22 protein-coding genes are annotated in these 22182 nt (G+C 36.5%); 4 read left to right on the top strand and 18 right to left on the bottom strand.

Annotated features, from left to right (window positions below; all coding sequences use genetic code 11):
- From ACJMLD_RS01980 to rfbD, 17 genes are all read right to left on the bottom strand, one after another.
- Positions 1–1662: 4Fe-4S binding protein (locus ACJMLD_RS01980; RefSeq protein WP_405267481.1), on the bottom strand; the 1662-nt coding region annotated here is incomplete at its 3' end.
- A gap of 300 nt (positions 1663–1962) precedes the next feature.
- A complete protein-coding gene (locus tag ACJMLD_RS01975) occupies positions 1963–2868 on the bottom strand; it encodes an AEC family transporter (RefSeq protein ID WP_405267479.1) in 906 nt (301 codons plus the stop codon).
- A gap of 57 nt (positions 2869–2925) precedes the next feature.
- Positions 2926–3861: a DNA repair and recombination protein RadA gene (gene radA, locus ACJMLD_RS01970; protein ID WP_405267477.1), complete on the bottom strand. Its 936-nt coding sequence runs from the start codon at positions 3859–3861 to the stop codon at positions 2926–2928.
- Between the two features lie 22 nt (positions 3862–3883).
- Positions 3884–6526, bottom strand: a complete 2643-nt coding sequence (locus ACJMLD_RS01965) for an OB-fold nucleic acid binding domain-containing protein (protein WP_405267475.1) — start codon at positions 6524–6526, stop codon at positions 3884–3886.
- A gap of 157 nt (positions 6527–6683) precedes the next feature.
- Complete coding sequence (locus tag ACJMLD_RS01960; RefSeq protein ID WP_405267473.1) at positions 6684–8087, bottom strand: undecaprenyl-phosphate glucose phosphotransferase; 1404 nt, start codon at positions 8085–8087, stop codon at positions 6684–6686.
- A gap of 53 nt (positions 8088–8140) precedes the next feature.
- Complete coding sequence (locus tag ACJMLD_RS01955) at positions 8141–8998, bottom strand: glycosyltransferase family 2 protein (protein WP_405267471.1); 858 nt, start codon at positions 8996–8998, stop codon at positions 8141–8143.
- Between the two features lie 12 nt (positions 8999–9010).
- A complete protein-coding gene (locus ACJMLD_RS01950; protein ID WP_405267469.1) occupies positions 9011–9970 on the bottom strand; it encodes a glycosyltransferase family 2 protein in 960 nt (319 codons plus the stop codon).
- A 1-nt stretch (position 9971) separates the two neighbouring features.
- The gene (locus ACJMLD_RS01945) at positions 9972–10931 is read right to left on the bottom strand and encodes a glycosyltransferase family 2 protein (RefSeq protein ID WP_405267468.1); all 960 of its coding nucleotides are present in this window, start codon (positions 10929–10931) and stop codon (positions 9972–9974) included.
- Between the two features lies 1 nt (position 10932).
- Positions 10933–12021 (bottom strand): CDP-glycerol glycerophosphotransferase family protein, encoded by a 1089-nt coding sequence (locus tag ACJMLD_RS01940; protein WP_405267467.1) that lies wholly within the window; start codon positions 12019–12021, stop codon positions 10933–10935.
- Between the two features lie 17 nt (positions 12022–12038).
- The gene (locus ACJMLD_RS01935; RefSeq protein ID WP_405267465.1) at positions 12039–12320 is read right to left on the bottom strand and encodes a hypothetical protein; all 282 of its coding nucleotides are present in this window, start codon (positions 12318–12320) and stop codon (positions 12039–12041) included.
- Position 12321: 1 nt separating this feature from the next.
- Positions 12322–12588 carry a hypothetical protein gene (locus ACJMLD_RS01930; RefSeq protein WP_405267463.1) on the bottom strand — a complete coding sequence of 89 codons (267 nt, stop codon included), beginning with the start codon at positions 12586–12588 and terminating at the stop codon, positions 12322–12324.
- A 229-nt stretch (positions 12589–12817) separates the two neighbouring features.
- Entirely contained in the window at positions 12818–13825 is a 1008-nt protein-coding gene (rfbB, locus tag ACJMLD_RS01925; RefSeq protein ID WP_405267461.1) for a dTDP-glucose 4,6-dehydratase, read from the bottom strand.
- Between the two features lie 5 nt (positions 13826–13830).
- Positions 13831–14391 carry a dTDP-4-dehydrorhamnose 3,5-epimerase gene (rfbC, locus tag ACJMLD_RS01920; protein ID WP_405267459.1) on the bottom strand — a complete coding sequence of 187 codons (561 nt, stop codon included), beginning with the start codon at positions 14389–14391 and terminating at the stop codon, positions 13831–13833.
- Positions 14392–14395: 4 nt separating this feature from the next.
- Positions 14396–15262: a glucose-1-phosphate thymidylyltransferase RfbA gene (gene rfbA, locus ACJMLD_RS01915; RefSeq protein WP_405267457.1), complete on the bottom strand. Its 867-nt coding sequence runs from the start codon at positions 15260–15262 to the stop codon at positions 14396–14398.
- A gap of 34 nt (positions 15263–15296) precedes the next feature.
- On the bottom strand, positions 15297–15527 hold the full coding sequence (locus tag ACJMLD_RS01910) for a barstar family protein (protein WP_405267455.1): 231 nt from the start codon (positions 15525–15527) through the stop codon (positions 15297–15299).
- Position 15528: 1 nt separating this feature from the next.
- Positions 15529–15975, bottom strand: coding sequence for a ribonuclease domain-containing protein (locus ACJMLD_RS01905; RefSeq protein WP_405267453.1), 447 nt, complete (start codon positions 15973–15975; stop codon positions 15529–15531).
- Positions 15972–16811: a dTDP-4-dehydrorhamnose reductase gene (gene rfbD, locus ACJMLD_RS01900; protein WP_405267451.1), complete on the bottom strand. Its 840-nt coding sequence runs from the start codon at positions 16809–16811 to the stop codon at positions 15972–15974. Before rfbD ends, ACJMLD_RS01905 begins: the two co-directional genes overlap by 4 nt.
- Before the next feature lie 71 nt (positions 16812–16882).
- On the opposite strand from rfbD, the gene ACJMLD_RS01895 reads away from it, so the two are divergent.
- Positions 16883–18121, top strand: coding sequence for a nucleotide sugar dehydrogenase (locus ACJMLD_RS01895; protein ID WP_405267449.1), 1239 nt, complete (start codon positions 16883–16885; stop codon positions 18119–18121).
- On the opposite strand, the gene ACJMLD_RS01890 is transcribed toward ACJMLD_RS01895, so the two are convergent.
- Positions 18118–19326 carry a DUF2264 domain-containing protein gene (locus ACJMLD_RS01890; RefSeq protein ID WP_405267447.1) on the bottom strand — a complete coding sequence of 403 codons (1209 nt, stop codon included), beginning with the start codon at positions 19324–19326 and terminating at the stop codon, positions 18118–18120. The genes ACJMLD_RS01895 and ACJMLD_RS01890 overlap by 4 nt on opposite strands.
- Positions 19327–19438: 112 nt before the next feature.
- On the opposite strand from ACJMLD_RS01890, the gene hacA reads away from it, so the two are divergent.
- Genes hacA through ACJMLD_RS01875 form a run of 3 tightly spaced genes read left to right on the top strand, consistent with a single transcriptional unit; the run spans position 19439 to position 22149 of the window.
- Entirely contained in the window at positions 19439–20683 is a 1245-nt protein-coding gene (hacA, locus tag ACJMLD_RS01885) for a homoaconitase large subunit (RefSeq protein WP_405267445.1), read from the top strand.
- Between the two features lie 4 nt (positions 20684–20687).
- Positions 20688–21167, top strand: coding sequence for a 3-isopropylmalate dehydratase small subunit (locus ACJMLD_RS01880; protein WP_405267443.1), 480 nt, complete (start codon positions 20688–20690; stop codon positions 21165–21167).
- On the top strand, positions 21142–22149 hold the full coding sequence (locus ACJMLD_RS01875; protein ID WP_405267441.1) for an isocitrate/isopropylmalate family dehydrogenase: 1008 nt from the start codon (positions 21142–21144) through the stop codon (positions 22147–22149). The genes ACJMLD_RS01880 and ACJMLD_RS01875 overlap by 26 nt, the downstream gene beginning before the upstream one ends.
- Positions 22150–22182 lie beyond the last annotated feature (33 nt).

Here is a 22182-nt window from a genome sequence, read left to right as displayed (position 1 = left end):
GTCAGGAATATCTTTAGGACCTTGTGCTACACCAGCAATGTAAACACCGTCAGTTAAGGTGTCAACAGGTCTGAGTTTTGGGTGAGCTTCCATGTAGAATCCGTCGGTAGTTCTGGATAAACCTAAGGTTTGTCTGAGTTCGTTGGAACCTTTTGGAGGTTCTAATCCAACAGATAATACAACTAAGTCGTAGGTGTATTCAGTTACTTTTCCGAGTAAGGTATCTTCAGCTCTTACGGTTAAGGTTAAGTCATCGTTTTCGAGGATTTCTGCAGGACGTCCTCTGATGAATTCAATACCGTATTTTTCTTGGGAAGTTTTGTAGAACTCTTCGAATCCTTTACCGAATGAACGGATATCCATGTAGTAACAGGTTACTTCAGTGTCAGGTTCGTGGTCAATACATAATTGAGCGTTTTTCATGGAGTACATACAACATACTCTTGAACAGTAGGATTTACCGATTTGTTCATCTCTTGAACCGACACAGTGGATGAATGCTACACGTTTAGGTTCGATACCGTCGGAAGGTTTGATTACGTGTCCACCGGTAGGACCTGATGCGTTAATCATCCTTTCAATTTCCATAGCGGTAATTACGTTTGAGAAACGTCCGTATCCGTATTGGTAAATTCCGGATGGGTCGAATGGGTCGTAACCGATTGCTGCTACAATAGTACCAACTTCTAATTCGATTTCGGTAGCTTCTTGATTGTGGTCAATAGCACCGATTTCACATGCTTGGTCACATAACATACATTCGATACAGTAGTCTTTATCAATAGTTGCACATAATGGTACAGCTTGAGGGAATGGGATGTATGCAGCTTTTACCATACCTACACCTTCGTCGTAGTAGTTAGGTATTTCGATAGGACAAGCTTCTACACAGGATCCACATCCAGTACAATCTTCTTCACTAACGTATCTTGGTTTTTTCTCAACTTTTACTTTGAAGTTTCCGATGAATCCGTCAACTTCTTTAACTTCTGCGTAAGAAATCAATTCGATGTTTTCGTGTTTTGCGCAGTCTACCATCTTAGGTGCTAAAATACACATTGAACAGTCGAGGGTTGGGAATGTTTTATCTAATTGTCCCATTCTTCCACCGATAGTTGGGTTTCTTTCTACAACGTAGGTTTTGAATCCCATATCAGCTAAGTCTAATGAGGTTTGAATACCACATACTCCACCACCGATAACTAATGCTTTGTTATCTACTGCTACTTTAGTAGCTTCTAATGGTTCGAGTAATCTTGCTTTTGCAACAGCCATACGAGTTAAGTCTTTAGCTTTTGCAGTAGCTTCTTCTGGTAAACTCATGTGTACCCAGGAGTCTTGTTCCCTTAAGTTAGCAAATTCAAATAAGAATTTGTTTAATCCAGCTTCTTCTACACATCTACGGAAAGTAGGTTCGTGAAGACGAGGAGAACATGCTGCTACAACAATTCTGTTTAATCCTTTTTCCTTAATATCCTCTTGGATCATAGCTTGACCCGGGTCGGAACACATATATTTGTAGTCGGTTGCATAAACAACGTTAGGCAAGGTCATAGCGTACTCAGCTACACTAGGACAGTCGACTACTCCCCCAATGTTTACACCACAGTGACAGACGTAAACACCTATTCTTACTTCTTCATTATTTATTTCTTCTGCCATATAATTCACCTTGTACAAGTCGTGAAAAATATCTAATATATATAAAAAATTGCAATTTTAAAACAAGTCTATAAAAATTTTTACATACTATTAGATATACATATGTAGTAAAAACACACTTATAAAGCTTTCTGAAAAAATCTTAGAGTAAAGTTTATATATGATGAAATAAACACCGTTAAAAATTAGCTTTAAATTAAATATAAAGATTTTATAGATATTTTTAGACAAAACAAAGATAAATATCAATTATTTGGTGAAATAATTAATTTAGAATTATTAAAATTTACAAATTTTTTATTACAACAACATCAAAATTAGTGGAAGTGTAATCAAAGAGATTACAGTGTTGATGAGTACACAGTCAGATGTCAATTCATGGTTTAGCCTGTATGTTATTGCGAGTAGCAACGACATCATTCCAGACGGCATCGCGGCCTCAATAATGGAAACATTATACTGAAGATCAACCAAGCCAATGGAGGATGCAATTAAAAAGGCAGCTGCAGGGAAAAATGCCAATTTCATGACGGAAGTGAAGGCAATCATCGATTTGCTTCTTGTAATTCCATCAAATTCAATGGATAATCCCAATACAATCATGATTAAAGGGATAGTTCCCTGACCCAAATAGTTTATAGTGTTTTCTAGAACAGGTCCGATTGAAATATTTAAAAAATTAAATCCCAATCCTAAAATAACCGCCCATAAAGTAGGGAAGAATATTATTTTTTTTAAAGCGGTCATTGTGTTTCCGCCAAATTTCATGACCAAAATAAAAGAAAGCATTAAAAAGATACATAATGTTGCAATATCACAAAATATTGCCCTTAAAAAACCTTCCTGGCCAAAAATGCCCAAAGTTACAGGATATCCCATAAATCCGGTATTGGCAATCATTATTGTCACCAATACGCTCCACAAAGTAATGTCGTCAAGCCCCATTTTCTTCAATATGAAATAAGAAACTATTCCCGTAATTAATGAAGAGGCTATGATAACAAAAGGTAAAATGCCTAACTTGGGAAGTAGGGACAAATCAGCGGTGGAAATTGCTGAAAATATCATGCACGGCAATAAAATATACATTACCAGTTTATTTAATGGCTCAATGAATTCTTCACTTAAAAAATCAATTCTTTTAAGGAAATACCCTAATCCAATCATTAAAATAATTGATAAAATAGTTATTGCAATAGCATCCATATTAATAGTTAAAATTAGAAATTATATAAAATTAATTAAAAAAAAGAAAAATTAAAATTAACTAACGATACCTTCGCTAGTAATTTTAAATACACATTCGCCTTCCGGCAAATGAGGGGAATCCACTAAACGTGCAATTCTTTTTCCGGCCAAACCTTTTTTAAGCCATATTCTGTAAGTGGAAGCGTGTCCTAAAACATGCCCTCCAATAGCTTTGGTCGGACTTCCGAAGAATGAATCAGGTTTAGCTTGAACCTGGTTAGTGATAAACACCGCAACATTGTAAGTATTTGCAATTTGTTGAAGTGAATGTAAATGTTGATTTAATTTTTGTTGTCTGACTGCAAGAGATTCCCTTCCAACATATTCAGCCCTAAAGTGAGCCATTAAAGAATCGACAATGACCAATCTGATATTTTTACCACCTTGGATAAGTTCATTAATTTTATCGACCATCAATATTTGGTGGGAAGAGTTGAATGCACGGGCAACATGGATCTTCTGCAATACTTCATTGATGTCCAATTCAAAACCGGCTGCAATTTGCTCAATTCTTTCCGGACGGAAAGTATTTTCAGTATCAATGAATACGCATTCCCCATCAAGACCGCCAAGTTCTTTAGGTAATTGGACAGTGACCGCCAATTCATGGGAAATTTGGCTTTTACCGGACCCAAATTCACCAAATACTTCAGTAATTGATTGAGTCTCGATTCCGCCACCAATCAAATCATTGAATTCTTGGCTGCCTACTGTAATGTGACCAACATCTTTTCTTCTTTCAAGTACATCAAATGCTGTTTCAAAATCAATGTTTTCAGCTCTACGAGCTGCTTCAATAACTTTTTCAGCAACACCTTCACCGATTTCAGCTTTTACTGATAATTCTTTAGGAGTGGCTGTTGCTAATCTCATCATATCAGCAAACCCTGCATCTTTTAATTTTTCTGCTGTTTTTTCTCCAACACCAGGCAAATCTGCTAATTCTACCATAATAATCATTCCTTTAGTTTATTTAAAAATATTTGGACAATATCCTCTTAGGAGTCAATTTATATTCTTCTCCAAATTGGTCGAAACCAACATCAGCTATAATTTCAACAGTTAGATTAGTTAAGTCTTCAATTTTTTCATTATGAGCATAATCTTGCTCTAAATCACGGACAATATCCTCAGTTTTCATGCCCAATAACTCTTCAGCCAAATTGCCAAAGAATGTAACTTGAATTTCACCAGTATCATCTTCAATTCTTGTTGGAATCATAAGAACGTACTTCGGTTCATCAAATTCAAAATCACAATAATCACATTTATTCTCTATTTCAGTAACTTCTACATTAGCATTACAATTAGGACATTTTTGAAGCAAATATTTTTCTGATCTTACTTCTTTAATTTTACCAGTGATTAAAACATTAGTATCGTCCTCTGATAAAGCTTCAATAGATTTTGGTACATAAATAGCTTCAATTAACTCTTCTTGAGAAGGTAATTTTTCTAATTCCGCTTCATTTGGTTCTAAAATACTAGTGGATCCAGAAACATTTGCATCTATACGATTGGTATTCTCATTGTATCTGAAACGAGGATTTTGTAATTTGATTGGTTGACCGATTTCAAATTCTCTTTTTGCATCATCATTCCAAAGCACAACAATAATGGATCCTGTATCATCAGCAATCTCTATGTTTCTAACGAATCCTTCACCATTATCCCTTTCAAAATTACGAACCTCATATACATCAATGACTCTACCAATGAGAATTTTATCTGTTTCGTCCTCTTCAACATCACAAATATCAATCTTATCATAAAGAGCTTTTTCTAATGTTTCCAATTTAGGAATAAACATTGAAGATGCTTCTTCTTCAGACAATCTGATAATTCTAGAACCTCCGCCAATGTTTAAATCAACACTGTACATTCCCATTCTGGTTCTGGCATTTTCAATTCTATATGCCTCGCCAACTTCATAAGCTCCTTCAGCTTTTTCATTCCAAAGGGACAATCTTACTTTACCTGATTCATCAGCAAACATTGCAGAACGAACCTTTCCGATTTCATCATCTTCTCTTTCAAATTCGCGAATATCATCAATTGATAAAATTCTACCGACAACATCGATTTCAACGCCGTCATCATCCATCAATTCCACTTCACCAATAGGAATTGGATGCAAATCAGCCCTTAAGTCATTGAGTTCTTCAAGTTCTTCAGCTGATAAATTACTTGGATTAATAGTAATTTGGGTGTTGAAATTAGTATTCATTGAATATTGACTTTGAGTGTATTCATCAAATCTAACATCTCCACCGATGACTTTAACAATATCTCCTTTGTTAAGAGGTAAAGCTGTATCATCACCCCAAAGGGTGACTCTTATTTCTCCGGTTACATCCCTAACATCAAAGTTTCTTAATCTTCCTTCAGTATTGTCAGTTTTTCTTATGAACAATTTAATATCCTGAAGTCTTGAAACGATTCCTTTGATTGCTACGTCTTTTTGCTCGATTAAATCCGCAATAGGGGTAAACTCTTGTATGACTTCTGGAACATCGAAGTCCCCTTTGATTATTCTTCCATCCCAGTGGGTTAAGGTGATTTCCATATTGCCGTCCCTATCAGGTCTTTGGCGAGCTTGGGCTTGAAGAATTTTTACTGTATCGCCATCTTCAAGTCCTAAACTTTCAATGAGTTTAACACTATTATTCCATAAGGTGTATGATATTTTCCCTGAAGAGTCCTGTAATTCGAGAGAAGCAACTTTTCCTTCCTTTCCATTCTTTTCATAGCTTCTGATTGTTGGTATTCTAACAATTCTTGCAATAATATTGACTTTAGTGTCGGGTTCAATATCAGAAATGTTTGTAATGTCCTCTTCATAAACAGGGTATTTGGAAGGGTCTTCGTCCAAATGAACAACAGTTGACCTTAATCTCAAATTAGCTTCAAGGCCGGAATATCCTTCTTTAATATCAACATCTTTAATTTGGATAATGTCTCCTTCCTTAATATTTTTAAGAAGTTTTATGTTCGGAGTCCAAAATACGGTTCTCATGGATCCGGTATTATCCTGCAATTCGACATTGCAAACTTTACCTTCCCCACCTTTACGTGTTTTGAATGATCTTGGATTGGAAATGGACATTACTCTGCCGGAAATGATTTGGCCATTAGCTCCTTTTTCAAGGTCTTCGATATTTTTATTGGAATATTCCGGTTGTTCGGAAATGGCCTTGACTTCCATATCCCTCAATTCACCAGCTACCATATTGGCATATGGTGTATCATCCACTTGGAAATCCGGACCTAAAGGATCCTGGTTTTTAAATTCGTTCATTCTAGCTAAAAAATCTTCTTTAGAAATCTTATCCTGAACTTCTTCATAAATTTTTAAGATATCATCAGTCATTGCGAGTTCTGATTCTTCCTTTTCAGTATTCACATCAAATGGCAGTTCTTGTGATGTTTCTACATTTTCAACTTTTTTAAGAACATCTATTCCATGATTTTTTAATACTTCTTGAGCTGCATTTAATTCATCGAAAAACCCTAAATCTTTATTTGATTCAATAAGTTCATCCATTTCAGCTTGGAATTCTTCTTTAGAAAGTTGATCTTTGATTTTTTCGTATAATTCTAAAATTTCTTCTTGCATACCAAACCCCTCATAGAAAGTTAATTATTATTTTATAATTAGAATGTATATAAAGTATTAGAGAGAGAGCATTTGAAAAGTAATCATATACTAAAATTTCATTCAAAATTAATATAAAAATTACCAAAGTGCGATTTTATGAAAATGTGCAAAACCGCTAATACGCATTAGGATTTTTCTTCAATGCGGTTTTAATCATTATTGCCAAATCCAATCCCATGTGCCAGTTTTCTACGTACTCGATATCATATTCTATACGTTTTGTAATTGAGGTATCCCCTCTGCAACCATGAATTTGAGCCCATCCGGTTAAGCCGGGTTTTACTTGATGCTTAACCATGTACTTTGGAACGGTTTCCTTAAATTGTTCAACAAAATACGGTCTTTCTGGCCGTGGACCTACAACACTCATATCTCCTTTCAAGACATTGAAAAATTGAGGTAACTCATCAATGCTAGTTTTCCTGATAAACTGTCCAACTTTGGTTTTTCTTGGGTCATCCCTTGTAGTCCATTCTGACTTTTCCTCATTAGGGTCTTGAACCCTCATGCTGCGGAACTTATACATCATGAATGGCTTGGAATTGTGGCCTATCCTCTCCTGCTTGAATATGATTGGGCCTGAGGAAGTTAACTTGATTGCTATTGCAGTTATAACCATGATTGGAGATGTGATTATAATGGCTATTATGGCAAACACATAATCAGAAAGATATTTCAGGAACTTATTAAAATCGTCGTCCAACGGCACATAGCGTATGTTGATGATTGGAATATCCTCAATCATGTCAACGGACGGCTGCGCAGGGAAATATCTGATGTAATCCGGAATGATTTCCGCCTTAATTCCAACCCTTTCGCAGCTTTCCACAAGCTCATCGATTTTATAGTAATATTTAAGAGGAATTGCCAAAACCACCCTATCAAAAATGTTCCTATCAAGAATATCATCAAGGTCCTTGAATGCGCCGATTACTCTGCTTCCTTCAATTTCACGGCCTATATGCTCTGACCTTCCCAAAAATCCGCTTACTACAAAGCCCAAATATGGATTATCATGAATTCTGCGTGCAAATGTAAACGCCAAATCATTGTCTCCAACAATCAGGATATGCTTGATATTCCTGTTGTTTACTCGAATCCTCTTCAGGATACTTCTGATGATGAACCTTTCAATGATTCCGAAAAATGTGGCTATGATGGCTAATAAAAACAGCATGATTCTTGAAAAGTCAGGCTGGTTTATTATAAACAGTATAGAAACAAGCGTAATAAACGCCAAAATATTTACTTTAATAATTTGTGTAGCTTCTGAAAAAATGTTTTTATAGGTTCTGCGTGGCTTATAAAGACCAAATGCAAAATATAAAATCAAATAAACCGGCACTACCGCAAAAGTGAAAAATATCAGATAGCTTGAAGAGCCCAAATGCCCTCCGATCGGACCGAATAAGGTAGTTTTGAATCTTAACCATAAGGAACATAAAAGAGAGATGCCTATGACTAGCACATCTAACACTATTAATGACAAGTTCAATAATCTTTGGTTCTCTTTTATCATGACAACTACCTTGAAAACTAGTTTCTTTTAATTATATTTATTTTATTAATTATTTAATCTTTCTTTTTAAATACATTTAAAAATAGCTTCAAGATACATAAAAAAGCGATGCCGATGTAAACAACAACGTTTACTATAATAGAATTTTCATCCGCATGATGTTTTTTATAGTAAATGTACATGGCTCTGTAGAACTCATAGATTAACTTAGACTTTTGCTTTTTACTGCTTGCACCCTTCAAATGAGTTATTTTAGATTTTCCATAGTAAACTATTTTCCATCCGCCTTCTTTTATTCTATAGCATAGGTCTATATCCTCACCGTACATGAAAAATGTCTCATCCAAAAACCCGACCTGGTCAAGGGCCTCTGCCCGCATGAACATGAACGCCCCTGTAAGGCAGTCTATCTCATAGATTTCATCATCCGTCAGATTATCCAGATTGTAGTCGTTGTCTTTGCTTTTTGTTGGAATGTGAAACAGCCTAAAAAATGAGTTTTTAACGTTCGGAAAACTTCTTTTGCATGCCTTGTCAAGATCTCCGTTTTCCAGAAGAACCCTGCAGCCGCATGCGCCTACATCCCTGTGCTTCTCCATGTAACTATAAATGTCTTCCAGGGTATTTTCCCAGACAATCGTATCTGAGTTCAAAAGCAGGACATATTCCCCCTCAGCTATTCTCAATGCCTGATTATTTCCTGCCGCAAAACCGTTGTTCTCGGCTGAAGCTATGAATTTGACTTTGTCATTGAAGTATTCCTGCAATTTGGCCAGGCTGTCATCGCTGGATGCGTTGTCCACTACCAGGACCTCATAGCTAAATGGATGTTCATATCCAAAAATTGAATTGATGGTGTTTTTTGTTAGCTCAAATGTTTGATAATTCACAATCACAATCGATAAATCCATAAGACTCACTGGCTATTTTTTTAGAAATTTAATTGTATTAATTATTAATCTGTATTCAATTTTAAAATAATTTTTTATATTCCGGGATTCGAATTTGACCTTTTCAATTTTATTTCTGGTGGATAGGCCTTCGCGAATGCCTGCCAGATATGTTGAACCGAATCCCTTCTTGACAAAGAACAGGTATTTGATTAGAAAGCCGAAAAGCAAGAAGATGAAATTAACGATTTTTAAAGGTATCGGGAAATTTTTATAGACTACCCAAACATTGTTTCGAGCGGCCAGCCTTACCTTAAATTCGTTGTATCTGCTTCCCGAAGTTGCGCTTCCTATATGATAGACTATTGCATCGGGGCACAGCAGATTTATATAGCCATGAATCCTTGACCTGACTGCCAAATCCACATCTTCCATATATGCAAAGAAGTTGTCATCAAAAAGTCCGATTTCTTCTAAAACTGATTTTTTATACATCGCCGCTCCGGCACAGCTTGAAAAAATGTCCTTGACTGTTACATACTCGCTTGAATGGTGATTTTCACCTGTTTTTTTCGTCCACCCAAGCAGATTATATTCATCTCCAACGTCGTCAATCAGTTCTTTGTTGTCATACTGAAGCATCTTGGCTTGAACCGAAAAGATATCATCGCCGGATGAAATCAGATCAATCAAAGCCTTAATCGAACCTTCTTTTATCTCCGTATCATTATTTATTGAGAAAATCAAGTCGTTTTTTGCTTTTAAAATTCCCTGATTGACGGCAGGCGAAAAGCCTAAGTTTTCCTTGTTTTCAATCAGAACAAGCGGAAAATTGAATGTGTTGCTTTTAAGATAATCAAGGCTAGCATCGCTAGACCCGTTATCGACTATGATGACCTCACCTATGTGATCGCTGTCATTATCTAAGGATTCGAGGAAAGTCTTGAGAAACCTTTCCCCATTGTAATTTGGTGTTACAACAGAAACTTTCATTTTAATCAATTGAATTCTTAAACTTTTTCCATGTTTTATAATAGATTTTTGGATTTAATAAAAATGCCCTTATTTTATACTTGAATTTGGAATCCCCTTCGTATCTGGACAATTTTTCAAACAAGTCCAATTCCTTCATTTTAGCAATGACTTCATCAAAGTCATAGTCATTATAGAAGAAATAGTTCATGTTTCCGAATATTGCCTTTGGGATTCTGGATGTTGTTATCAGGTCAGCCAAATCATCCTTTCCTTGGTTTTTATAAAATTCTGCGAGATTCTCAAATATTTCCACTATCTCAAAGCGCCTGTATTCTGACGTTTTGATAGCTGAGTCATCATGCTGGATGTAATAGTAGGTCACTTCATTGTTGATGGCCACTTCCCCACCAAAGCTCAATGCCTTAAGGGCGAACTCTATGTCTTCGCCATAGATATAATCGGGATTGAATCTGATGCTGTTCTCATTGATTATGCTTGCCTTATACATTAATTGCCAGAAATTAAAAGGCATCTGCATGTTCAACTCCATTTTGATAAGGTCTTGACATGACATTAATCTTTTTGAAATGTAATTCGGGGTTGACGATTTATTTGCCTCCCTTTTAATGAACTGAATTAGGCTAAAGTCTGTTTCGCCATTGTACAATTCTGACAAATGGTTTCCTGTTATATAATCATCTGAGTCAACGAAAACCAAATATTCTCCTTGGGCTTCTTCAATTCCCCGATTGCGCGCACGGCTGACACCCTGATTTTCCTGATGAATAATTTGATGCGGTACAGTTGATTTTGATAATTTCTCCCTTATGATTTCCAGACTGTTATCGGTTGAACCGTCATCAATTACAATTATCTCAAAGCCATTGAAATCCTGATTAATTATAGAATCAAGCGTACCCCCTATATACTCCTCGCTATTATAAACCGGGACTATAGTGCTAACTTTAATATTATCCATTCTACCTACCTTCATTTAAAAGAAAATCGACTATCCTTTCAGATGATTTGCCATCTATTACATCAAATTGCGTCTTGACAAAGCCGGAGATTTTGGACTTGTCAAAATCATTATTATCAATTGCATCAATCAACTCATCGCAGCTATAGACAATCGGCCCAGGAACGGTCTTTCTAAAGTCATAATAAAATCCGCGCTCATTTGAAAGATAGCTATCCAGGTCATATGTGAAAAATATGATTGGCCTATTCAAAATGCAGTATTCAATCATTATTGAAGAATAATCCGTAATCAACATGTCGCTGATTAGCATCAGCTCCTGTTCACTTTCCCAATCGCTTACATCAATGTATTGGCCTTCTGATGAAATATCGTTTTTATAGAAATTCCTTATCTTGGGATGGAGCCTCAATGCTAAAACATGCTCACTTCCTAAAACTTCATTGAATTTTTCCAGGTCCAGAAAATCAAAAACGTTGTTGTATTTTTCCTCATCCCTAAATGTTGGAGCATAGAGAATTATTTTTTTATCTTGAGAAATGCCGTATTTCTGACAGAATTCGGATTTCAGACTATTCAAATCATGATTTTCAAAGTAATAATCCATGCGGGGAAGTCCAAGTGCCTTAATCTTGTTTTTTGGAATCTGAAAAGCTTCACTATAGTAATCCTCAATGTTTCGTGAGGTTACAATCAAATAATCTGTGTTTTCAGAAATTCTTTTAAGAATATCCCTGCTTCCAATGTCGACTGATCCTCCGAATTTCTTTGAAGCTCCGGGAGCATGCCACAATTGGACAACTGTGCTTTTAGGATTGAATTTCATGAAAGCAAGCGGAAAAAAGTTATCGTTTAAAAATATGTATCTGGAGCCGGCTAATTTCTTAAAGCTATCAAAGGAAAGTTTGTCCTTATAAAAGAAATGAAATTCAAAGTTTCCTCTTTTTTCAAATTCCTTTTTAATATAATCCAAATTGCCCTTGAACGATTCTTTTGAATCGATTATAAAGGAAACTCTTTTTTCTTCAATTTTTGTGTGATTGAATAGCTTAAATAAAAAGCCATACACCTTATGCTTTAAATAAGACATGATAAACAGTTATAAATTTAATGGAAAAAGGCCAACATTCCCGGAATAGATTCAAGCATAGCTTGAAGACCTAAAACGAAAATTGCAAAACCGCCTATGAAATTGATATAGCGTGCATATTTCATTGCCCATCTTGTACCGAATGTTCCAATCAGAAGCCAACAGACAACAGCACATAAACTTAAACAGGCAAGGCCAATTGGATTTACACTTGCAGCAACACCTTGAGCGGCCAAAATCAAGTTTTCAATGTTTCCAAAAACGATTAAAATAAGAAACTGCCTTATTTCACCAGCCACTCTAGACACCCCTTATAGATTCAAGCATAGCTTGAAGACCTAAAACGAAAATTGCAAATCCTCCGATGAAATCAATGAAATCGACATATTCAATAAACATTTGTGTTCCCAATGTTCCGAGTGTCAGCCAAAAAATAACAACGCAAATACTTACAATTCCCAATTTTACAGGATTTGCACCGGCTACCACTCCCTGAGAGGATAGCACTAAATTTTCAATATTACCAAAAACAATTAATCCAACAAAAGGTAAATATTGCTCCAACATCCAATCACCATTTCCCTTATAATAAAATAAAATTTATTATTTACACTAATTCTATTAACAAAATATAATATATAAAACTATCTTAAAACAAACTGAAAATTAAGTTTTAGATATAAATAAAAAAGTAATGAAACAATGAAAAAATAGAAAAAGAATTAAAAAAAATAGAAAAAAACAACAAAAAAGTGAATAATTTAAAAAAAATAGAGGTAAATTTCAAGTGTAAAAGCTACCTATTCGAATACATCTTTTCATAGTACTCCTGATACTGGCCGCTTTTAACCTGGCTGGTCCAATCCTGATTTTCCAAATACCATTGAATGGTTTCTTCTATACCTGCTTCAAATGTATAGCTTGGAGACCAGCCCAAATCGTTTTGAATCTTTGTTGAATCAATGGCATAGCGTCTGTCATGGCCTAACCTGTCCGCCACAAATTCTATTAATGATTCGTCTTTGCCTAACGTGTCCAATATCAGCTTGACAATTTCAATATTCTGCTTTTCGTTGTTTCCGCCAATATTATACACTTCACCAAGGGCTCCCTCATGCATGACCAGATCAATAGCTTGGCAGTGGTCTTGGACATGCAGCCAATCCCTGACGTTTTTCCCGTCCCCATAAACTGGCAATTTTTTATCTTCAAGGGCGTTTGAAATCATCAATGGAATCAGTTTTTCAGGAAATTGATAGGGTCCATAATTGTTAGAGCATCGGGTAATGTTTATAGGCAGCCCAAATGTTTCTCCATATGCGCGTGTAATCAAGTCCCCACCGGCCTTTGATGCTGAATATGGGCTATTTGGCTGTAAAGGGGTTGTTTCTGTAAAATAACCGTCTTTTCCTAAAGTTCCATAGACCTCATCAGTTGATATCTGGATGTACTTTTCAACTCCAAACTCTTTAGCGGCATTCAGCAGAACCTGGGTTCCCAAAACATTGGATTTGATAAATATTTCAGGATCAATGATGCTTCTGTCAACATGAGTTTCAGCGGCAAAATTTATTACATAATCAGACTGCCTTACCAAATCATCGACTAAGTCCTTATCCCTAATATCCCCTTTGACGAATGAATAGTTGTCCTTATCTTCAATACCTTTTAGATTTTCAAGGTTGCCGCAGTAGGTAAGAGCATCCAAGTTGACTATTTCATATTCTGAATACTTGTTAACCATATACCTTACAAAATTGCTTCCAATAAATCCTGCTCCGCCTGTAACTAAAATCTTAGTCATAAAAATCACTCATATTTAATTTGAGATTCCCTAAAGCTTTTCCATTGCTTATCCTTATCGGATAAAATTATGTCATCAATATCATCCAATGGCCAGTCAATGGCGATGTCTTCATCATCCCATTTGATGCCGCTTTCATCCTCGCCGTGATAAAATTCCGTACATTTATATACGAATTCTGCTTCATCCGACAATACCAAAAAGCCATGGGCAAATTTCGGAGGGATGAACAGCTGCTTTTTGTTTTCATCGGACAATATGGTTCCAAACCATTTTCCATAGGTAGGTGAATTGGCCCTTAGGTCAACACCCACATCAAAGACTTCTCCCCTAATTACACGAACCAATTTGCCTTGAGGATAATTGACCTGTAAATGAAGGCCTCTTAAAACTCCTTTTGATGATTTTGACTGATTATCCTGAACAAAAGTCAAGTCATATCCGGCATCTTTGAAATCCTTTTCATGAAATGTCTCCATGAAGTATCCTCTGTTATCCTCAAAAACTGTAGGCTCTACAACGAACATTCCTTCGATGCCGGTTTCGCTAAATTTAAACTTTCCCATATAATCACTCTTTAACCAGATTAAATAAATATTGCCCATAGGCAGTCTTTTCAAGTTCCTTTGCAGTCTTTAACAGCTTTTCATCATCAATATATCCTTTAAGATAAGCGATTTCCTCAAGACATGCAATATACAGACCTTGCCTTTTTTGAATGGTTTCAATGAAGTTTGACGCTTCCAGCAGCCCTTCGTGAGTTCCTGTATCAAGCCATGCCATACCTCTTCCCAAAAGTTCGACTTTGAGCTTTCCTCTTTTAAGATATTCATCATTGATGGAAGTTATTTCAACTTCTCCCCTGCTGGAAGGCTCAACATTTTTAGCTATCTCTATTACGTTATTATCGTAGAAATAAAGGCCCGGAACAATATAATTTGATTTTGGATTTTCAGGCTTTTCTTCAACTGAAAGCACATTCCATTCATCATCGAACTCGACAACACCAAAGGCTTCGGGATTCTTGGTATAATAACCGAATATGACCGCACCTTCCTCCAAGGTAGTCGCCCTTTCAAGAATCTCGGTAAACCTGTGTCCATGAAATATATTATCTCCCAAAATCAAGGCAACATTATCGTCACCAATGAAATCCTCACCAACTATGAAAGCTTCAGCAAGCCCGTTAGGATTTTCCTGAACTGCATATGAAAACTCAATTCCCAATCGATCTCCGTCGCCTAAAAGTTCTTTATACATCGGCAGATCCCTTGGGGTGGAAATAATCAGAATTTCCTTGATTCCCGCAAGCATCAACACTGAAATCGGATAATAAATCATTGGCTTATCATATAAAGGTAATAACTGTTTTGAAACCGCTTTTGTAATAGGATAAAGACGGGTTCCAGAACCTCCTGCAAGCACTATGCCTTTCATAATATCACTCAATTTAACTATTTGTGCCTAATAATTAATATAATATTTTAAATTCAAGAAAGTCGTTTTCACTAGCTGCATCTTCAAAAGTCTCGATAATGTCTTCATCAACATCTTCGCTGTTTATCAATTCGATTTCACATTCGATTTCACATAAACAATCATATAATGCATCCAAATTCTTACCATAATAATCAGGGAAATTCAATGCTTCCATCAGATAATCATGTCCATTCTCTTTAATTAGTTTGCCGTCAATCTGCATATTATACCTCCCTAAATGTGTTGTAGTGATCATTGGTGTAGTAAACTTTAAAATCACCTGTATTGTAAACTATCCTTTCCGCTCCACGACTTGTTCCATTTGCATTAATATCGCATTCTATATATTTGGAATCGCTGTCCGGAAGGACATGCTGCCTGTTGGTAAACCTATCTCCGCCTATGCTTTTTCCAGGAGCATATTTCTTAAGAGGCCCTCCATGCCAGCCAAGACTTTGAGCTTCCTTTTTAGTTATATAGTTGCTTGGCAGTTTGTGAAATTCCTTAATATACGCTGCAACCTCATCGACTGTGCAGTATTCCCCATCTTCAACTACAGTTACATCCTCGGAATCGCCAAAATGCAGGAAATCAAAAAACCCCGCACTTACAGCGCTGAGACTAAATATGGCGACAATTAACGCAATTATCAAAAGCAATCTTTTATTCATTTAATCAACTCAATATATTCTTTTATAGCTTCTTTATAGCTTCTAAGTGGTTTGAATCCATTTTTAATCCAATTCTTATTTTCTAAAATGGAATAGCTAGGACGCGGTGCAGGCCTTGCAAATTCAGATGCAGTAACAGGTATGACTTCAACATCAATATCTGCAACTTCAAAGATGTATTTTGCAAATTCGCACCAAGAACAGCTGCCGGAATTGGTGATGTGATAAATTCCATAATAGTCTGTTTCGATTAATTGAGAAATCGCAAAAGCCAAATCCGGCGTATAGGTTGGTGAACCAACCTCGTCATAAACAACAGTTATTTCCGAATGGTTTTGAGACAATTCCAACATTGTCTTTGGGAAATTTTTACCATTGATTCCATATAGCCATGCAGTTCTGACAATGAAATATTTGTCAAGAATTTCCAAAATTGCCTGTTCTCCTTTAAGCTTGCTCCTGCCATAAACATTGATCGGTCCGATTTCATCATCTTCCACCCACGGCTTGTCATTTTCACCATTGAAAATATAATCCGTACTTATATGCAATAACGGACAACCAACCTCTTTGCAGGCAAGGGCCAAGTTCCTAACGCCATCGCCATTTACGCAATAGGCGATATCCTGATTTTCCTCGCAGCCGTCAACGTCAGTATATGCTGCAGAGTTAATTACTATATCTGGCTTATTTTCGCAAATGACATTCATTGCTTGATTTTTATCAGTGATATCCAATGTTTCTGAAGTCGTAAGGATTAATTCATGCCTATCTTTAAGAACTTCCTGCAAGTCATGGCCCAACATTCCATTAGAACCTGTGATTAAGATTTTCATTGTATCCCTTAAAACTTTTTATATAGTTTAAATATATATTATACTTAATATTTAAAAGAGGAGTTAGTATTATGAAAATCTGTGTTATTGGCCAAGGTTATATTGGACTACCAACTGCTGCGCTTTTTTCAAGAAGCCATTGCGAAGTTGTTGGAGTGGATATTTCAGAGGAAATGATAAATAATTTGAATAATGGAATAATACACATTGAAGAGCCGGGAATAGCGGACATTATAAAAACTGCCATCAAAAATAATGAATACACAGCAAGCCTAACTCCACAGAAAGCCGACGCCTTCATAATAACCGTGCCGACACCCTACATTGTTGAAAATTATAGCTGTGATTTAAGCTATGTGGTTACCGCATGCAATTCAATATTGCCTTATTTGGAAAAGGGAAATACTGTAATTATCGAATCAACAATTGCACCGATGTCCACTGATGAAACCATAAAGCCAATATTTGAAAAAGCCGGCTTTACAATTGGTGAAGACTTATATCTGGCACATTGTCCGGAAAGAGTTCTTCCAGGCAAAATCATCGAAGAACTAGTGCATAACGATAGAATTATAGGTGGAGTCACACCGGAATGCGCAAAAAAAGCTGCTGAAGTATATGGACAGTTTGTTGAAGGTGATCTAATATTGACTGAGGCAAAAACTGCCGAACTGTCAAAATGCATGGAAAATACATTCAGGGATGTGAACATTGCGCTTGCAAACGAACTTGCAAAAATCTGCGCAGAAATTGGCGTCAATGCGCTTGATGTTATTGAAATGGCAAACAAACACCCTAGAGTAAACCTGCACTCACCGGGACCGGGTGTTGGAGGCCATTGCCTTGCAATTGATCCATACTTTATCTATGCAAAAGCGCCGGAAACCGCTAAAATCATCAAATTGGCACGCGACACAAATAACTCAATGCCTGATTTCGTATGTGAATACGTCAAAAAAATAATTCCCGATGGAAAAATAGCCGTTTTAGGCGTTTCCTATAAAGGCAATACCGGTGATGACAGGGAAAGCCCTGCCTATGACATCATAGCAAAACTAAGTGGCGACTATGAAATAGCTATACATGACCCCCATATTGAAAATCAAAATTTCAAAAGCTTTGAGGAGGCCGTTGAAAATTCCAATCTGATTCTGGTGCTCTGCGACCATGATGAATTCAAACAGTTAGACTACGGCCTAATCAAAAATAGTATGGAAAATCCAATAATATTTGATACAAAAAATATAATAAAAGAAGTTCCAAAAGAAATTAGATTATTTAATTACGGGAACTTATACGAATTGAATTAAAAATTAATAGATTGGTCTTGCTGAATCGGATGCCCTCTCCATGCTTTTAAACTACTCCATTCATCAAATGGTGCTGTCCAAAAGTTATCGTTGAAATCTAAACCTAACGGCAAGAATATTGCACAACATGCATAAAGGCTACCAGTATTAATATTATTTTCGGAAATGCCCAACTGTGAACCGTTTAATCCAACAATCAGCCAACCATTATTATTGAAATTTTTGCTGTTTTCAAACTGAGCTCTTAAAACTTTGGTTAGAGCACATCTTACTTGAGCGGGATTAATATTTTTTGGCAATATATTTAACAAAGCCGCTTGAGAAAGCAAATGAAAAACTCCGCAGCGATAAGCCAATGATTTTCCAAGCAGCGGATAAGTTCCTTCAGGTGAAATGACTCTTTCAAGCTGAGAAGATAATCTAGATGATCTCATTAATTGAACATCTAAAAATTCTCCATCCTGAAGACCATATTTCCTCATTACGGATAAAATATCATTAAGCATAGGGTGAATGATTAAGCTATTGTAATAACTTGCTTCATAATCTTCACCATCGGAGTAGATTGCATCACCTATATAAAAATCGTCTCTAAACTTATGAACACCATAAACCAAACGTTCCTTGTCACATTCACCTGTGAATTCCAATAGGGCTGCCTCAATCATGGCAGTATATAGCAACCAATGATTTTCATAAGGGGCAATTATTCTTGTATTTTTAAGTTCGCGTATTATTCTAGCTTGAACTTTGATAGGTAAATTAAGCCAAATTTGATTTTTAGCTCGGAGTAATCCTTGAGCAAATAAAGCAACATCAACTAAAGACTGTTTAGGTTCAACAACAAAGATATAATCACTATTTTTAGGATTGATAGCATTTGAAATAGCTTTTAAAGTCAAATAGGTATATTTTTCACGAACCTTACCCTCTTCAGAACTGTCTATCCCAAGCTCTAACCATGGTGCAATACCATTAAATACACGTGCAAATGCTTCAAGGTAAGCGAATTTTTGGCCTTCCGGACTATTTGATTCATAAGGCATGTTTTTTCTAAGCGTACCTCTTGCCAAATTGTTTAAAACTGGGTAAGCTATTTTCTGCAAAGTTGAAACCCAAAAAATCCTATCTTCCCAAACTGGAGGTTTCTCTTCAATTACGGGAGTTTCCTTTTTTTTGAATCTATTTAAAAATGAGTTGCTCATGAAAGTATTTATGTTAAACGTAATATATAAACTTAAAAATTTCCATTGATAAAGCAATCATTATATATTTTATTATCAATATATATTTATCATTAATAAAGAGGTTTGAAATATGCCAACAATGTCCGAAAAAATATTAGCTAGAGCTTCAGGAAATGATAATGTAGAAGCTGGAGATATCGTTATAGCAAATATTGATGTAGCAATGACTCACGATTTAACTGGACCTCTTTCTGTAGAATCTTTTGAAAAAATTGGAGCTTCAAAAGTTTGGGATTCATCGAAAATTGTAATCCCCTTCGATCATCAGGTTCCGGCGGATTCTATTGATTCGGCCAATAATCATATCATAATGAGAGAATTTGTAAAAAAATATGATATCGAACATTTTTATGATGTCAACGCTGGCGTGTGTCATCAGATTTTGCCGGAATTAGGTCATGTCGTGCCTGGAGAAGTTATTGTAGGTGCTGATTCACATACCTGTACTCATGGAGCATTGGGTGCCTTTTCAACCGGAATCGGCTCAACTGATATGGCCATGGTATTTGCAGAAGGCAACTTATGGTTTAAAGTGCCTGAAACAAATAGATTTAATATTACTGGAAACTTAAAAGATAATGTCTATGCTAAAGACGTTATTCTACACATAATAGGTCAAATGGGTGCTGACGGTTCAACATATAAGGCCTGTGAGTTTGCCGGCAAAACCATTTCAGACATGAGCGTTTCCGACAGAATGGTTTTATGCAACATGGCAATTGAAATGGGCGGGAAAACCGGATTGGTGGAGCCTGACAAGAAAACTATAGATTATGTTGAAAAACGCTCGAATAAAGCTTATAAAGTTTATAAAACCGATTTGGACTCACCTTCACTTGATATAATTGACATTGATGTGAGCGATTTGGAACCACAAGTGGCCTGCCCTCACAATGTTGACAATGTAGTGCCTGCAAGTGAAGTTGATGTGGAAATCGACCAGGTGTTTTTAGGTTCATGCACAAACGGAAGACTTGGTGATTTGAGAGATGCCGCAAAAATTCTGAAAGGTAAAAAAATAGCCAATGGAGTTAGGATGCTGGTCATACCTGCATCTAGAGAAATCTATACAAAGGCATTGGATGAAGGGCTAATAAAAATATTTGTTGAAGCCGGAGCGCTTGTATCCGCACCGTGTTGCGGTCCGTGCCTTGGAGGACATACCGGAATCATCGGACCTGGTGAAGTGAGCCTTTCAACTTCAAACAGAAACTTCAAGGGAAGGCAGGGAAGCCCGGATGGAAAAGTATACCTATCTTCCGCTGCTGTTGCAGCCGCTTCAGCAATTGAAGGAAGAATCGTGGTGCCGGAGTGATAGCATGAAAGGAACAGCATGGAAATTTGGAAATGATATAGACACTGACATTATCGTGCCTGGAAGATACTTGATTTATACTGATGAGGAAAGATTGTCCAGTCATTGCATGGAAGGATTGGATCCGGATTTCAATAAGAAATGCAAGAGAGGCGACTTTATTGTTGCCGGAACAAACTTCGGATGTGGTTCTTCAAGAGAACATGCCCCGATTGCTCTTAAGGGCGTTGGAGTATCAGCAGTGATAGCCGAATCCTTTGCAAGAATCTTTTACAGGAACGCTACAAATGTCGGAGTTCCCCTTCTTGAAGCCCCGGGAATTTCAGAACTTATAGAGGATGGAGATGAAATTGAAGTGGATATGGATGAAGGAACAATAACCGCTTCAAACGGTGAAAAGATCACATTTAAAAAATTGCCTCCATTCATGTTGGAAATATTAGAACAAGGTGGTTTAATTGAATACCTCAAAAACAAAAGATAGATATCAGATTGCCGTTGTTCCAGGTGATGGAATAGGAAAGGAAGTAATGGAAGCGGCAATATATGTTTTAGACTCATTAGGCATTGATTTTGAGTATGTATACGGTGAAGCAGGTGATGAATGCCTTGAAAAAAACGGCACTGCACTGCCTGCAGAAACTTTAGACATCATAAGAAATGCTGATGCTTGCTTATTCGGTGCAGCAGGTGAAACTGCCGCCGATGTTATTGTAAAGATTCGTCAAGAAATGAAGATGTTTGCTAACTTAAGACCTGTCAAAGCATATCCTAACACCAAATCCCTGCGTGACGACATAGACTTTATGATAGTGCGTGAAAATACTGAAGGATTATATATTGCAGGCGAGGAACATTATACTGATGACGGTGCAATAGCCAGACGTATAATTACACGAGAAGCTGAAGAGAGAATTATTGATTATGCTTTTAAATATGCAAAAGAAAATAATAAAACAAAGGTTACTGGTGTTCACAAAGCAAACGTTTTAAAGAAAAGCGATGGCTTGTTTAGAGAAATATTCCATGAAGTGGCCAGCCGATATCCGGAAATTGAATCCGAGGAATTTTATGTGGATGCGACTGCAATGTATCTCATAACACAGCCGGAAAACTTTGAAGTTATTGTAACAACAAACCTTTTCGGAGACATATTGTCTGATGAAGGGGCAGGCCTTGTTGGAGGGCTTGGTTTGATTCCATCTGCAAATATCGGTGAAGATGGAGCGCTGTTTGAACCTGTTCATGGTTCAGCGCCAGATATTGCAGGCCAAAACAAGGCAAATCCGATAGCTATGATGCTCTCATCTGTCATGATGCTCAGATATCTTGGCGAAAATGAGGCCGCAGACAAATTCGATGCGGCAATATTGAAAGTACTTAATGACGCTAATGTTTTAACTGGTGATTTGGGCGGTTCCGCCACAACCATGGAGCTGGCTGAAGAGGTTAAAAATAATTTATAAAAAATGGAGAAGAAAATATGGATTTGAAAAAAT

Source organism: Methanobrevibacter sp., assembly GCF_045112895.1.
Taxonomy (GTDB): Archaea; Methanobacteriota; Methanobacteria; order Methanobacteriales; family Methanobacteriaceae; genus Methanocatella.
The sequence above is the reverse complement of the archived record's forward strand: the minus strand, read 5'-3'. Positions and strand labels throughout refer to the sequence as shown.